Here is a 14597-nt window from a genome sequence, read left to right as displayed (position 1 = left end):
TTGATAACTAATGGGGAGTGTTAGAACTATGGACGATCATTGCCATACGGCGGAGGTTTACCGCTCCTTTTTTTCCATTGCCAGACAGCTCAAAAGACTCGCCCACCAAAGCGCCGCCGAGTCCGGACTGACCGTCCATCAGCTCGACATTCTCCGGTTGATCCGAACGGCTCCCAGGCTCACCCAGAAAGAAGTGACCGAACGGCTGCGGATGCCCAAGAGCAGAGTCAGCTTACATATTGACGCCCTGGTTGACAAAGAATTCGCGGTTCGCGAAACTTCTCCGCAGGATCGCAGGGAGACGCTGCTGCGCTCTACTCCGGCGGGGGAGACCTTATGCGAGCATTACGACCGGGATGACCTGTCCCGCAAGGCACTGGCCGGAGCTCTCCGCCAATTCTCACCGGAAGAGATCGAGCTGCTGCTGACGATGCATGAACGGCTGCTGAACGAGCTGTAACTTTTGCCGCTTCTGATGTGCAAGTCTTTGAAAAAGCCTGCCGGATGCCGATTCCGGCCCCTACACTTTATACCAAAGCTGGTGATACGCTATGTCAAGAACTGCCGGACCCACAATGGGGAGAATGAAATTCGACGACTCCCTGGAGAAGCCGGATTTCTCCAAAGCCATGCTGCTGCGGATTTACCGCTATTTCCTTCCTTATTGGAAACAGACGCTGGTCGTGCTGGCGATCCTGATCCTCACTTCTCTGCTTGGACTGCTGCCGCCTCTGCTCATTCAGCAAATCGTCGATCATGCACTTCCGGGCAAGGATCTGCGGATGCTGCTCTTCCTGGTTACAGCCTCCCTGGGCGCGACGGTTGCATCAGGCCTGCTGGGCGTGCTGCAGAGTTATTTGAATTCTTTTATCTCGCAAAATATCGTCTATGATATGAAAAATCAGATGTACCGTCATCTTCAAGACATGCCGCTGCAGTTCTTCTCGAATGTGAAGCAGGGTGAAGTCATCACCAGAATGACCAGCGATATTTCGGGGATTCAGGGGGTATTCAGCGGCACAATCGTGAATTTTGCCAGCAATCTGCTGGTATTGATTAGCACGGCGGTGACGCTTTTTCTGATGAACTGGAAGCTGGCCTTGGTCAGTGTGCTGGTTGTCCCGCTGTTCGTCGCTCCTACCCGCAAAATGGGCAGCGTCCGCTGGAAGCTCGCCAAGCAAACGCAGGAGAAAATTTCCGAGCAGAACCATATTATCGAAGAAACGCTCAGCCTTAGCGGATATATGCTGATGAAGCTGTTTACCCGGGAGGACACCGAACAGTCCCGCTTCAGAGAAGTCAGCTTGGCAACAACCCGCCTGCAAATCAGGGAATCCATGGCCGGCCGATGGTTCATGATGCTGGTCAGTACGTTCGCTTCCATCGGACCTATGCTGATTTATTTGTACGGAGGCTTTCTGTTTATTCAAGGTGAGATTACCGTCGGAGCCATTATTGCCTTTGTGGCGCTGCTTGGCAGACTTTACAGCCCTGTGGGGCAGCTTACGAATTTGTATGTGGACATTAAACGGTCGGTTGCTTTGTTCGAGCGCATTTTCGATTATTTCGACATGGAGCCGCAGATTGTGGACAATCCTAATGCAGTTCCACTAAATGATGCGAACAGCGGTATAGAATTCCAAAATGTCAGCTTCGCCTATCAACAAGGCAAACCGGCTCTGCGGGATATTTCATTCAAGGCGGAGCCTGGAACGATGACCGCGCTTGTTGGACCGAGCGGAGCGGGAAAAACAACCATTACGAATCTCATTCCCCGGCTGTACGAACCGGATTCGGGGAGCATTAGGATTGGCAGCGCGGATATCACTTCGCTCACTCTAAAGTCCTTACGGTCGAACATCGGCCTGGTCACCCAGGATACGTACCTGTTTAATGGAACAATCCGTGAGAATTTGCTGTATGCGGTCGGCGAAACGGATGAGAACAAGATGATTGAAGCCTGCAAAGCGGCTTACATTCATGATTTTATTATGGAGCTTCCGGATGGCTATGACACGATTGTGGGCAATCGGGGGATCAAGCTGTCGGGCGGAGAGAAGCAGAGAATCTCCATCGCCAGAGTCCTGCTGAAGAATCCGTCGATCATCATTATGGACGAAGCGACCTCCTCGCTCGATACGGTCTCCGAATACTATGTCCAAGAGGCCATGGCGGTCCTGCTCAGTAACAAGACCAGTCTCGTCATCGCCCACCGTCTGTCCACGATTCTGGCGGCCGACAATATCCTTGTCGTCAGTGATGGGAAGGTCGTAGAGGAAGGCAAGCATGAGCAGCTTCTGGAGAAGAACGGAGTCTATAAGGATTTGTACGACAAGCAGTTTGGAAAAAAAGCTTTGGCGTGACGGGAGCACCGGCCTTACTTGAAATCCCCCTTATAATAAGGAAGAACGGCGGAGGCTTCACGCTGTCCGCCGTTCTTCCTTATTGGCCTAACGCACCCGGCGGGCAAAATCGACGAACTGGAATTTGTCGAGTCTGTGCCGTGACTCCGTATACTGGAACAACGTCGTATCTTCCAGGTATACGTAATTGCGTACGACTACGACATGGGAAAGATTATTCAGGTCGAGCAGGGCCCGGTCTTCGGGAGTCGCCGGCTCGACCGAAATCTCCTTTTTGGCGTAGCTGATCGATAGATTCAAAGTATGTTCTAAATAGTCATAAATGGAGTTCCCGGCGATTTCCGGAGTCAGAAGTTCTACCCGTTCGGGCAAAAAATAATCCTTGTCCAGAATCACCCGCTCCCCTTCAATTTCGCGGGAACGAATCACTTCCCACACCGTCGCCCCCTGTTGAATGTCCAAATGACCCGCGATGACCCGCGATGCGGGCACCCGCTCCGTTTTGTGGACGAGCGTTCTTGATTTCCGGCCCATTTTCTCCGACATTTCCTTAAAGCTGATCAAGCCCGTAATCGGAAACTTCATCCGGCCCAAATCGAGCACAAATGAACCTTTGCCCTTCACTTTGTGGATATAGCCATTCTGGGACAGCAGGCCAAGCGCCTTGCGAACCGTTTCCCTTGATGCTCCGTAGGTTTCGGCGAGTTCGCTCTCCGATGGGATTTTGGCGCCGGCTGGAATGCCGCCGTTCTGGATCTTCTCTGCATAATCATTATAAATATTCCAATAAATATTGGCGTTCACGGGTTATCACCATCCTATCTATAGCATACCCGAAGATAGAAAGAAGCACAGCCCCCTTGGACTGCGCTTCTTTTCTTTTATCCACAGCCAATTCTGCTTAGTGACCTTAGGAGGACAAACGAATCTTCATTATAATATCCTGTCCTGCGACTGCTTCATCAGGAAGTTCCTCAGCCACCTGTTCCACAATCTGCTGCCCGTCCGGAATGATGATCGGTGTAATCACCGGAAGTCTGGCCTGAAGAATGGCTTCTCTGTCAAACTCGAGCAGCAGCTGCCCGGCCTTGACTTCATCGTCGATATTGACATGCACGGTAAAGGGAGCACCTTTTAAAGACACGGTATTGATGCCGACATGAATCAGGATTTGGACGCCGGTCGCATGTTCCAAAATAATGGCGTGTTTGCTCTTGATCATGTGCACTACCTTGCCGTCGAACGGAGCAACGACCCGGCCATCCGAAGGCTCGATGGCAATGCCCTGGCCCATTTGCCGCTCGGCAAAAGCCGGGTCGGGCACATGCTCCAGAGGTACGGCCTTGCCGGAAAGCGGTGCGTAAATATCCAGCACGTTGACAGCGTTCCCGGCCGAGACTGATTCGCCCGTTTTGGAATCGGCAGCCAGAGCAGAAGCTTGCACAGCGGAGCTCGCAGCGGCTGAAGTCACCGTTGCTTCGGCGGAGACAGCGGCTGCCGCAGCGGTCCCGGAGGAAACTGCTGCTGACGTTGATTCATTGTCCGTATCTGCGCTCCCGTTCTTTCGGGCAGCAACTTTTCCATAAGCCGCGGTCAGCAGGAACGGAACAACAAGCACGATGGCCATTCCGGCGAAGAAGACGCCCCACTGATTCGGAAAAATGGACAGGAAGCCGGGCACGCCGCCGACACCGATGGATGATGCCAGAACGTGATTGATCGTCAGCAACAATCCGCCTAAAGCCGAACCGAGCATACCGAAGATGAACGGATATTTATAGCGGATATTGACCCCGAAAATGGCTGGCTCGGTCACTCCGAGAAATGCGGAGATGGAAGAAGTAACGGCCAGGCCTTTGGATTTCTGTTCGCGGAATACAAGCAGCATGGCCAGCGCCGCCGATCCCTGGGCGATATTGGAGAGCGCCAGCATTGGCCACAGGAAGGTTCCTCCCTTGCTGCCGATGAGCTGCACGTCAACAGCCAGAAACGTATGATGCATCCCGGTTACGACCAGCAGCGCGTAAAATCCGCCGTACAGCAGGCCGCCAAGGGCCGGAAGCGTATTGAACAAATGCACCAGTCCGTTCGTGATTGCGTTTCCAATTGCAAAGGTGACCGGCCCGATGATCGTAAAGGCCAGAAAGCCCGTTACCAGCAGCGCTACAGGAGCGACGACGAGCAGCTTGATGGAATCATGAACTCTTTTATTCAGGAATTTCTCAATCCGCGCGAGCAGGTAAGCGGATACAAGAACGGGAAGCACCTGCCCCTGATAGCCGATTTTCTCCAGCTGCCACCCGAACAGATTCCAGTGCGGAATCGTGCCTTCCTGCGCAGCCTGGGCGTAGCCCCAGGCATTCAGCAGATCCGGATGGACGAGGATCAGGCCGAGCACAATCCCAAGCAGCGGGCTGCCGCCGAACCGGTTCACGGCCGACCAGCCGATAAGCGCAGGCAGGAAGGTGAACGCGGTATTTGCGATCAGGTTAATGATCCCGGCGAAGTCCGTCCATGCCGGGTATTCCTGCACCAGGGACCGCCCTTCAAAGAAGATGCCGGGTCCCGTCAAAATATTATTAATGCCGAGCAGCAGACCTGCGGTGACGATAGCCGGCAGAATCGGAATAAAGATATCCGCCAGCGTCTTGATCGCCTGCTGCAGCGGATTTTGCTTCTTGCCCGCCAGCGTCTTAACGTCATCCTTGGAGGAACGCTGCCCTCCGGTAATGCCAACCATCTCATCATACACCTTGTCAACGAGCCCGGGTCCGATGACAACCTGGAATTGCCCCTGGGAGGAGAAATGTCCTTTTACAAGATCGTTCTGGTCCAGCAGCTTTTTATCCACTTTTTTCTCGTCAACCAAGGCGAATCTCAATCTCGTTACACAGTGCGTTGCAGCTTCAATGTTATCTGCTCCGCCGACGGCCCGGACGATCTCTTCCACGCTTGCTCTATTTAAAGCCATACGCTTGTTGCTCCCTTCGTTTATGTTATCGGGTCTGGCGAATGATCCACATATAAGATGAGTACGGGGTTAGTTCAATCCGCGCTTCCAGCGCCGGAGAGGATTTCGTATTGCCGGCCAGCAGTTCGGCTGTGCCTCCGCCAATATGCTTTGCCGCAAATTCTTCAGGGAAATCGAAGACAGCTCCGCTGCTGCTGAAATTGGAAACGACCACTATAGTCTCCACATCGGTAATCCGCGCATAAGCGAACACCTGCGGATGGCCTTCATCCAGACGCTCATATTTTCCATCGGTCAAGGCATCGATTTCCTTACGCAGCGCAATCAGCTTCTTATAAAGGCTGTACACGGAATCCGGATCATTCAATTGGTTCCGGACATTTATCTCGCGGTAGCGTTCATCCACCTTAATCCATGGTGTTCCGGTTGTAAAGCCCGCCTGCGGACCGTCATTCCACTGCATGGGTGTGCGCGAGTTGTCACGGGACCGTTCGCGGATAATATCCAGCGCCTCTTCCGGGGTCTTTCCCTGCTCCTGCAGGATGTTGTACATGTTCAGGGATTCGATATCCCGCAGCTCGCCGATTTCGTTCCAGTGCGGATTCGGCATGCCGATTTCTTCCCCTTGAAACACGTAGGGCGTTCCCTGAAGACCGTGCAGCGTCGTTGCCAGCATTTTTGCACTTTCCACCCGGTACTCGCCGTCATCGGCGAATCTGGACAAGGCCCTCGGCTGATCGTGGTTGTTCAGGAACAGGGCATTCCAGCCGCCCCCCTGCTGCATACCGGTCTGCCACTCCGACAGCAGCGCTTTGAGCTGCTCGAAATCGTAAGACATAAGCTCCCACTTTTTCCCGCCGGGATAATCGACTTTAAGGTGGTGGAAGTTGAAGGTCATCGAGAACTCCCGTTCCTCCGGATTCGAATACCGGATACAATGCTCCATACTTGTCGAGGACATCTCACCCACCGTTACCGTATCAGGGCCGAATACTCGCTGATTCATTTCCTTGAGATACTCATGAACCCTCGGCCCATCCGTGTAGTACTTCCTTCCGTCTCCCGGCGGAGCACTGCCGTCGTCTTCCGGGAACTGCTGATCCTTGGATATCAGGTTGATGACGTCCATCCGGAACCCGCACACCCCCTTGTTTGCCCAAAAGCTCATCAGGTTGTAAACTTCTTCCCTTACCTTAGGATTCTCCCAGTTGAGATCGGCCTGCGTTTTATCGTACAGGGTGAGAAAATACTGGCCTGTGCCTTCATCGAACTGCCAAGCGGAGCCGCCGAATTTGGACTGCCAGTTGTTAGGGGCGCTTCCATCCGGCTTCGGATCTCTCCAGATATAATAATCCCGGTACGGATTGTCTTTCGATTTCTTGGCCTCCTGGAACCACTTATGCTCCGTTGACGAATGATTAACGACAATATCCAGCATCAGATTCATGCCTCTGCGCCGGACTTCCGCTGCCAGCTCGTCGAAATCCTTCATCGTGCCGAACTGCGGATCGATTTCACAATAATCAGCCACGTCGTAACCGTTATCATTTTGAGGTGAAACGTATACCGGCTGGAGCCAAATAATATCGATTCCGAGATCCTGCAAATAATCCAGCTTCTCCAGCAGCCCCCGGATATCGCCCTGTCCGCTGCCCGTCGTATCCTTAAAACTCTTAGGGTACACCTGATACACCGTGGAGCGCCGCCACCACTCCTGTCTTTTTACTTCATTCACAGCCTGATCCCCCCAATAATGATCCAACTTCTTATAACAATGGTTTTTATAATGTTTTCGGAAAGCGCTTTATTTAATAAATGCGATCCTTCGCCAACCTGTATATACAGGTTATTTTTCATACCCCTATATTAAACCTGTATATACAGGTTGTCAATGAAAGCGTTCAATTTTTTTAAGAAAAACAATTCCTGAAACACTCAGCTGCCCGAAGGGTTCCTTGAGCATTCGATAAGCGCCGCCGTTTGTCTATTCAAGAACAGAATCATCTGCTACTATGGAACAATGTATATCTGCATTTAGATTAGAGGTGAAACTGCATGGTTTTGGCTCCATTATTTGAAAACGATGTACCTTCAGCACCCTTCCGCCCTTAGTGGAGTGAAGGTGACTGCACCTCTCCGTTAGGGGCATTTCGCTGCCTAAATAAAAACGGAGGGTACGAAGATGAAAAACACTTGGTTAGGTTCTATCTATTTAGCTTTAGCCGCCAGTATTTGGGGTGGTATGTACGTTGTTGTTAAAATTGTCGTAGCGGTCATACCGCCGCTTGAACTTGTATGGATGCGCTATTTAGTGGCGATTGTCGCCCTTCTCGCGATCGGCTTGATAACACGGCAACAATGGCGAATCCATAAACGTGACTTTTTACTCATCATAGCTATTGGGATCATTGGCAACGTCATTTCGATAGTTACCCAGGAAACCGGCACCATGCTGTCCTCAGCACAGATGGGAGCCATAATCACTTCTTCAACACCGGCATTTATGGTTATCTTTGCTCGCCTGCTGCTTAAGGAACGATTGACTGTAAAAAAGGGACTTTCCGTTTGTCTGGCGACCATTGGAGTTCTGCTCATTGTTGGAGCCGATCATGTGGATGTGTCCAGTAAACTTGGCGGCATTGCACTGCTTATAGCAGCTTTAACATGGGCGCTCATGTCTGTTCTTGTAAAGCGCGTGCCGGGCGATTATTCACAAATTGTGGTGACGGCCTATTCCATCCTGGTGGCCCTAATTGTGTTGACCCCTTTTGTTTTGGGACGGCTGCACGCCATAAATATCGCTCAATTGACACACCCTGCGATCTGGGGAGGAGTCTTGTATTTGGGCATCGTCTCAACGGCAGGTGGATTTCTGCTGTGGAACCGCGGATTACAAATGCTTAATGCCTCAAGCGGGGGACTTTTTTTCTTCTTTCAACCCGTGGTTGGAACATTGCTCGGATGGCTTATTCTAGGCGAGAACATAGGTGTGACCTTTTGGATCGGCTCTGTCCTGATTCTCAGCGGGGTTCTATTCGTTATCTACGAGAAAAAATAGGCTTTAACAAACCCTTCAGCTGCGGCTGAAGGGTTTTTGCACATACGGGCTTGCTTCATCCCGTTTCATCATTCCTCAAAAAACAGACTTTTACGTCGTTCTTTGGCTTGGCATGAGCAATATCGTGTTCGGATTCTTCCTGTATTTTCGGGAGCTGAAATATTCTTCGGCTTCTTTGATTGCAAGCTTTACGTTTTTTACACCGTTCGTTACTTTGCTCTTCATTGTTCTGCTGTTGGGTGAAATATTGACCGTGACGGACTGTCTGGCGGCAAAATTGCTAATTATGAACTTTATGTAAGTGAATTTATATTTGCTATTTACTATAATAATGATATAATCGTTCTAAAGACATCTCTATAAGAGAAAGGAAGATTAAACATGTCAACTGTATTATACATTACTGCCCACCCTAACGATCATCATACTTCCTATAGCTTAGCTGTAGGTAAAGAATTTATTGAAGCTTACCGTGAAGCCAACCCGGCCGATGAAGTCACTCATCTGGATCTGTACAAACTGGATATTCCGGTAATTGATGCAGACGTATTCAGCGGTTGGGGTAAATTGCAGTCAGGAAGCGGTTTTGACCAGCTGTCTGCTGCCGAACAAGCAAAAGTAGCGCGTTTGGGTGAAATTGTGGATCAATTCGTGGCTGCCGATAAGTATGTTTTTGTAAGTCCAATGTGGAATTTCTCTTTCCCGCCTGTTATGAAGGCTTATATTGATGCCGTTTCTGTAGCAGGTAAAACCTTCAAATACACCGAAAATGGTGTGGTCGGATTGCTGACCGGCAAAAAAGGCTTACACATTCAGGCTAGCGGCGGAGTATACTCCGAAGGCCCCTCTGCCGGATTTGAAAGTGGCTTTAGCTACCTGAAGAAAATTTCCCAATTCTTTGGCATGGCTTCATTTGAGGGCATCTTTGTAGAAGGTATGAATGCAATGCCAGAGAAAGCTCAGACCATCAAAGAAACCGCAATCGTCAAAGCCAAGGAAGCAGCTGCTCAATTCTAAGATTAATCAATAAAACAACAAGGGGTGCCCTAGGCCTTTCATAGCTGCCTGAACTGCACCCCGTCAAGTAGACAGTATAGAAATAAAAAGTATTTAGGCGGCCTTGGTCCTGAATTCCATGGGACTAAGGCCGTTTCATTTGGCTTGCAGCCGTTCGGTATTGTAAAAACGGATGTAGGTCCTCCATATCCTGACCCCGCCGTTGAGATGTACTGCTGCGAGCATGGATGCGTACTTCTTGACGCTCCAAAATCAAGGGATGGGGCCACGCGGCTGTAATTGAAGTTCAGCGTCTGGCAAATGGGCTAAAAGTGCAGGTTTTTTAAATCCAAATCTTTCATACATAGAGAATTCCTTAATTTATGCAGGAATTTAAGGCCGTATCAACCGGATGCAAGACTGGACATAGGGGAAAACTGTATATTCGCAGGTGTGTGATACAATGGGTTTTCTCACGCGGCCAAAAGATGCAATTTCAGGCTTTCTACATGATCCGCTTCATCGTCGCACTTTGAATAACGGACGGCCCCCGTATTCCCCCCCCCGCCTGATTCCAGCCTCTAAAATAAAGGGCACTGCCCGGGACACCCTTTGTTATGTTTAATACATTCAGCGGCATGGGCGTCCAGACTTTATTTCTGCTCCTTCAGCTGCCGCCGCTTCTTTGTGTGCGGTTAATCCGATCCGGATTAACCGCTGTCTCTATTCAAGGTCGTTCTGCCGCATATACAATTCCATTAACTCTTTATCATTGATCGGCCGTTTCCGGCGCTCTGCCATCTCTCTCACCTGTTCCAGTAGAAGCACCGCCTCATTCGAGGCCAGCTCGAGATCCCATTCCCGGAACTTATGTTTCAATGAAGCGGTTCCCGAGTGCTTGCCAATGAACAGCTTACGGGTAAGACCCACTTCCTCCGGACGGATCACCTCGTACAGCTCGGGATTCTTGGCGATGCCGTCCACGTGAATGCCGGATTCATGCGCAAAGACATTCCGGCCGATCACCGCTTTGTCCAGGGGTACCTTGAGATTCATCACAGATAGAATCGCTTCGCAATCATCGGCTAACGTGTGGGCGGCAGGTCCTTGCGTCTGCTTCCACAGCACTTTGACGGCCATCAGCACTTCTTCCATCGCCGCCTTGCCTTTGGAGCCAACCCCCGCTACCGATACGCCGATATGCTTCACCCCCGCATTCAATGCCGCTAGGCTATTGGCTGTCGCCAGACCAAGCATATTTGCGCCGCAGAACTCAAGGGGACAAATGGCCCGTTGAAGCAGCTCGGCCAGATGGCCTCGGGCAATCAGGGGATCAAGCCTGCTTTTGCTGTCTGAATAGATCATCCGCTTGACCCCATAGCGTTCAACCAGGGACCAATAGACGTCAAAGCTTCCGGGATCGGTTAACGATATATCTTCAATAAATAAATAGATTTCCTCCGCAAACGCACTTGCTGCTTCGAGAGCGGCTTCCAGCTTGAATAATGCCATCGGGCCGGATGTGTTCGACCACAGAATGGCAACCTTGGAAAAACCCATCGACTGGGCCAGGGACAAATCGTCGGCGGTAGGGCGTACCCTACAGCGAATCCGGTCCGTAAGCTCTGCGCTTGCAATAGCGCTCCGGTACGCATCAATGTACCTGACATACACGTCGAAGACATTAAGTCCGTAGCGCTGCAATAGCGATGCCATGGCACTGATCTCCTCCAAATCCACAGAACGGCGAAACGCTTCATCAACGGTATAATCGATCAGTTCAGCCATGTCATTCATGAGTGACGAACGTTCCCCCTCCATATGCAGATTAACCCGTTTGCCCGGCTTGCTCAAGGTCAAAAGCGGCGCTGACCGCTTGTATTTTCTCCTGATCGAATAAATCCCGCACCGCTTCGCACATGGCAAGTACTCGGGCCACGTCCATCGGCTCGGGCGTTTCATGAAAATATTCCTCCAGCGAGCAAATGCCGAATATAAAATCCAGCGACCGGATCTCCTTGTTTAAATCAGCGGGGAAATCGACCACAGTCTCCACAGCATCCATCAGACAAATATAATTATGATTCAAAGGCGGAGTGTCGTATAAATAACACATAGCAACAAGGTAGCGTTCAAGCGCGACACAGGCGACATTAAATACCAGACTGTAGCCCCGGTCCTCACGCTGGAATTGCTCCGCTCTGCGGTGATACCCAAGTGCATCCCGATAGTTGTCCCGGAACTTCTCGAATCCGGTCTCTATAACCGAATAACTCATCGTAGAATCCCTCCTAAATATATAATTCTGCCGGATAAAAGAGCGGCATTGCCCAAAATACGCGTTAATATGCTTCCCGTTCTTGGAAGCGAAGGCAGCCTTTATTTACGTACACCACTCTCTGTTGTCAAGAGCGCATTACCGACCCGGCCCAGCAGCTCCGTCGTCCCCCGGTAGCCGACGCTGACCGCCAGGGACGTACATAGCCTGCCAAACACCGGAAATCCCATCGGCTCGAACGCCACTCCCGCGCGCTGCGCGCCCGGTTCGCCATGGGAGCTGCCGATCCACAGGTCAGCACCTTCTTTGGCCATCCGCTCCATATCCTCCAAATCTCCAATGATCGCTCCATCCTTGATGTGTTCCAATACGGGCGAGGCGGACGGCGCAACAGCGCGAAAGACCTTCACCCCCATTTCGCCAAGCCATTCGGACAACCCCAGCAGGTGATCTGGTTCAAGCGCGGCAATAATCGACTTTCCCTGGTAGACGCAGCGCGCGTCCAGCATGCTGTCGAGTAAAATTTGGCGCTGCCACCGATATTTCACCTCCACATCGCTTCGGCTTTCCTTGATCAGAAATTCAAAGAAATCATCCGTCGCCTGCAGTCCCGTCAGGCTCGGGAAGACACGGTAAGGAATCCCGGATGCCTGTTCGATGAGGCGGGCCGCGCCTTCCATGCATCCCCCTACCGCGATCGTACAGCCCGACGTTAACATCTTGTCCAGATAATCCAGCGGCACCCCGCCCCTTGACAGTTTCGTGTTCCCGATTAGCAGATGGCCGCAGAGGGACGAAGACAGATCCGGCAGGGTAATGACTTCCAACCCGAAAGATGAGATTATTTCCTTAAGCTCCATCACGTCCCCGGGCGTCAAATGCGGTCCGGGCAGCAGGTTGATACGGTTGCGGCGTTTCTTGCGGGCCGTTTTCCCGGAAAGCCCGATCACCGCTTCCACGACCCGCTCCGTCATCCGGGCATATCCCGTTTCGAGCGACCCCTCGTAATCCGGCATATGAAGCGACAGTACTAATTTCTTCCTCAAAGCACCCGCTCGCTCTTGGATAAATTGTTTTACATCATTCTCCAAATCCTCGCCCACCATCTCTGTCAGCGAAGTGCCGATCAGTACGGTCAAATCCGGCTTGTAGCGGGACATTGCCATTTCAAGCGCATCCCTGGCGCTGTCGTCTCCGCCGAAAATGAGATTCGAATCATGTATTGTAACATTTTCCAGTGCGACCGGTTCCCGAAAATGCTGGGACAACAGCTGTCCTATAGCCTCCACACAGCCATGGGCTCCATAAATGATGGGCAGCGAGCGGAAAAATCCCTGCAGAGCCAGCACGCCCCCGACAGCCTGGCTTACCCGGAACGGGTTAACCGACAACAGCTTACTTATATTCTCCCTGTACAGATTCATGGCTTCACCCTTCCCAGGGAGCGCTCTTGCCGCTGATGACCCAGACCGGCTGCTCCAGCGTGCCCAGTAAATCATGCGCGAAATTGCTCACGCCATCATAACCGGCGTAGGAAACGTGCCGGTCCGGGGCTACGTTCAGAAAAGGGATTCTCTCTTTGAGCGGCACAAATTCATTCCGTCCGCTGACGATCATCAGATCGGCTTTGCGATCCCGATAGATTTTCACAATTTGATGGTCGTCGCAGTCATTGATAATCTGTGTTCCGTTGGTCAGCCGCTCCCTGATCCGGGATAGATCCTCCTGGGCGTTCCGGTTCGTTCCGATTGCGGCTATCTTAAGTCCGAGCTCCTGAAGCATCGTCAAATAAATCCAGCTATCCACCCCGTCCGTGTACAGTACGGCCGTTTTCCCTTTTAACGCCTTCCGTGCGGGCGCAAGCTCGGCACGTAAACGTTCTTCTTCCTTGCGGATGAAGCGGTGAAGACGTTTATCAAGGTCGGGATTGTGAAAATGAAAGCCGATCTGCCGCATGGCGAACCGGATTTCGCGCTCTCCGTAAAAGGAGCCTTCAAAATAAGGGATGGCATATTTATCCTTCATCTTCCGGACCAGTGTTATCATCGAACGGCTGCAGACCACCATGTTAACCTTTGCCAAATGCGAGCGGCTGACTTCTTCATAACGGCTTTCCCCGGTAATCTGTGCAAGCACCCGGATGCCGGCCTTGGCAAGCAGCTCTACGATGCTGTGTCCTTCTTCCGTACCGCTATATTCCCCGATCAGGTTGATATCGAATTCCGTTATCTCTTCCCGCTTATGCGAGCCTTTGCCGATAACCCTGTCCATTAGCGCCTCGCCGGCCAGCTTTCTGCCCATATTGCCGCTGCTGCCGGTTAACCCGGGGCTATGAACCGGAATGACCGGCAAGCCCCAGACTTGCTCGGCTTCCTCGCAAATGGAATCAATATCCTCCATCAGCAGCACCGTTACACATGTCGCATAGACGAATATGGCCGGTGGGCGGTAATTTACGGCGATATAACCGATTGACTGAAGCAATTTTCTCTCGCCGCCCATAGTCATATCCCGGTTGTTTAATTGAGTCGAAAAGCCGTAGCCGGACAAGCTCCCGGTATCGATCCGGTTTCCGGGATGCCCCCATCCGCTCTCCAGACAGCCGGCCGTTCCATGCACCAGATGCGCCGCATCCGCAATCGGCGTCAACGCGGCAAGTGAACCGGCGAACGGGCAGCCGCGCGACACCCCGCCCGGCTTGGGACGCACACATCCCTTTTTCTCCTGATTGTTATGCTCGCAGTCGGGTTCCACAAAAAGATTGTTCCTTCCCTTCGGCATGTACATCCCCCTTTCTTCGGCATACGCCGCTTTTTGGAATACAAGGATTAGGATACCGTTCCAGAAAAAAGAACAAAAGGGTACCAAGTACCTGCATGCACTTAACTCACTATTCGTTTATGAGCAGCTTACCGGGCCCCAATAGCCGGT

12 protein-coding genes are annotated in these 14597 nt (G+C 51.7%); 5 read left to right on the top strand and 7 right to left on the bottom strand.

What is annotated here, in order from left to right; translation table 11 throughout:
- Positions 1–28: 28 nt before the first annotated feature.
- Positions 29–460: a MarR family winged helix-turn-helix transcriptional regulator gene (locus PDUR_RS11420; protein ID WP_042206372.1), complete on the top strand. Its 432-nt coding sequence runs from the start codon at positions 29–31 to the stop codon at positions 458–460.
- 124 nt (positions 461–584) lie between these two features.
- Positions 585–2363, top strand: coding sequence for an ABC transporter ATP-binding protein (locus tag PDUR_RS11415; RefSeq protein WP_233277530.1), 1779 nt, complete (start codon positions 585–587; stop codon positions 2361–2363).
- A gap of 87 nt (positions 2364–2450) precedes the next feature.
- Here PDUR_RS11415 and treR read toward each other — a convergent pair whose 3' ends face one another.
- The 3 genes from treR to treC form a co-directional block, all read right to left on the bottom strand.
- On the bottom strand, positions 2451–3167 hold the full coding sequence (treR, locus tag PDUR_RS11410) for a trehalose operon repressor (RefSeq protein ID WP_042206370.1): 717 nt from the start codon (positions 3165–3167) through the stop codon (positions 2451–2453).
- Positions 3168–3273: 106 nt separating this feature from the next.
- Positions 3274–5334 (bottom strand): PTS system trehalose-specific EIIBC component, encoded by a 2061-nt coding sequence (treP, locus tag PDUR_RS11405; RefSeq protein ID WP_042206369.1) that lies wholly within the window; start codon positions 5332–5334, stop codon positions 3274–3276.
- 25 nt (positions 5335–5359) lie between these two features.
- Positions 5360–7069: an alpha,alpha-phosphotrehalase gene (treC, locus tag PDUR_RS11400; protein ID WP_042206368.1), complete on the bottom strand. Its 1710-nt coding sequence runs from the start codon at positions 7067–7069 to the stop codon at positions 5360–5362.
- 447 nt (positions 7070–7516) lie between these two features.
- On the opposite strand from treC, the gene PDUR_RS11395 reads away from it, so the two are divergent.
- From PDUR_RS11395 to PDUR_RS11390, 3 genes are all read left to right on the top strand, one after another.
- A complete protein-coding gene (locus tag PDUR_RS11395) occupies positions 7517–8392 on the top strand; it encodes a DMT family transporter (protein WP_042206367.1) in 876 nt (291 codons plus the stop codon).
- Positions 8393–8411: 19 nt separating this feature from the next.
- Positions 8412–8693 (top strand): EamA family transporter, encoded by a 282-nt coding sequence (locus PDUR_RS28060; protein ID WP_330217265.1) that lies wholly within the window; start codon positions 8412–8414, stop codon positions 8691–8693.
- Between the two features lie 80 nt (positions 8694–8773).
- Positions 8774–9409, top strand: coding sequence for an FMN-dependent NADH-azoreductase (locus PDUR_RS11390; RefSeq protein WP_042206366.1), 636 nt, complete (start codon positions 8774–8776; stop codon positions 9407–9409).
- Positions 9410–10111: 702 nt separating this feature from the next.
- On the opposite strand, the gene PDUR_RS11385 is transcribed toward PDUR_RS11390, so the two are convergent.
- The 4 genes from PDUR_RS11385 to PDUR_RS11370 all read right to left on the bottom strand — a co-directional run bounded on the left by PDUR_RS11385 (position 10112) and on the right by PDUR_RS11370 (position 14447).
- Positions 10112–11185, bottom strand: coding sequence for a homocitrate synthase/isopropylmalate synthase family protein (locus PDUR_RS11385; protein ID WP_042206365.1), 1074 nt, complete (start codon positions 11183–11185; stop codon positions 10112–10114).
- A gap of 31 nt (positions 11186–11216) precedes the next feature.
- Positions 11217–11666 carry a hypothetical protein gene (locus tag PDUR_RS11380; RefSeq protein WP_042206364.1) on the bottom strand — a complete coding sequence of 150 codons (450 nt, stop codon included), beginning with the start codon at positions 11664–11666 and terminating at the stop codon, positions 11217–11219.
- Positions 11667–11767: 101 nt separating this feature from the next.
- Positions 11768–13090 (bottom strand): nitrogenase iron-molybdenum cofactor biosynthesis protein NifN, encoded by a 1323-nt coding sequence (nifN, locus tag PDUR_RS11375; RefSeq protein ID WP_042206363.1) that lies wholly within the window; start codon positions 13088–13090, stop codon positions 11768–11770.
- Positions 13091–13094: 4 nt separating this feature from the next.
- Positions 13095–14447, bottom strand: coding sequence for a nitrogenase component 1 (locus PDUR_RS11370; RefSeq protein WP_052410185.1), 1353 nt, complete (start codon positions 14445–14447; stop codon positions 13095–13097).
- Positions 14448–14597 lie beyond the last annotated feature (150 nt).

This window comes from Paenibacillus durus (assembly GCF_000756615.1).
Lineage (GTDB): Bacteria > Bacillota > Bacilli > Paenibacillales > Paenibacillaceae > Paenibacillus_AQ > Paenibacillus_AQ durus.
The sequence above is the reverse complement of the archived record's forward strand: the minus strand, read 5'-3'. Positions and strand labels throughout refer to the sequence as shown.

Coding starts and splice junctions, on each gene's coding strand:
- PDUR_RS11420 (WP_042206372.1), top strand. CDS start 29: ATGGACGATCATTGCCATACGGCGGAGGTTTACCGCTCCTTTTTTTCC.
- PDUR_RS11415 (WP_233277530.1), top strand. CDS start 585: ATGAAATTCGACGACTCCCTGGAGAAGCCGGATTTCTCCAAAGCCATG.
- treP (WP_042206369.1), bottom strand. CDS start 5,334: ATGGCTTTAAATAGAGCAAGCGTGGAAGAGATCGTCCGGGCCGTCGGC.
- PDUR_RS11395 (WP_042206367.1), top strand. CDS start 7,517: ATGAAAAACACTTGGTTAGGTTCTATCTATTTAGCTTTAGCCGCCAGT.
- PDUR_RS11390 (WP_042206366.1), top strand. CDS start 8,774: ATGTCAACTGTATTATACATTACTGCCCACCCTAACGATCATCATACT.
- PDUR_RS11385 (WP_042206365.1), bottom strand. CDS start 11,185: ATGAATGACATGGCTGAACTGATCGATTATACCGTTGATGAAGCGTTT.
- PDUR_RS11380 (WP_042206364.1), bottom strand. CDS start 11,666: ATGAGTTATTCGGTTATAGAGACCGGATTCGAGAAGTTCCGGGACAAC.
- nifN (WP_042206363.1), bottom strand. CDS start 13,090: ATGAATCTGTACAGGGAGAATATAAGTAAGCTGTTGTCGGTTAACCCG.
- PDUR_RS11370 (WP_052410185.1), bottom strand. CDS start 14,447: ATGCCGAAGGGAAGGAACAATCTTTTTGTGGAACCCGACTGCGAGCAT.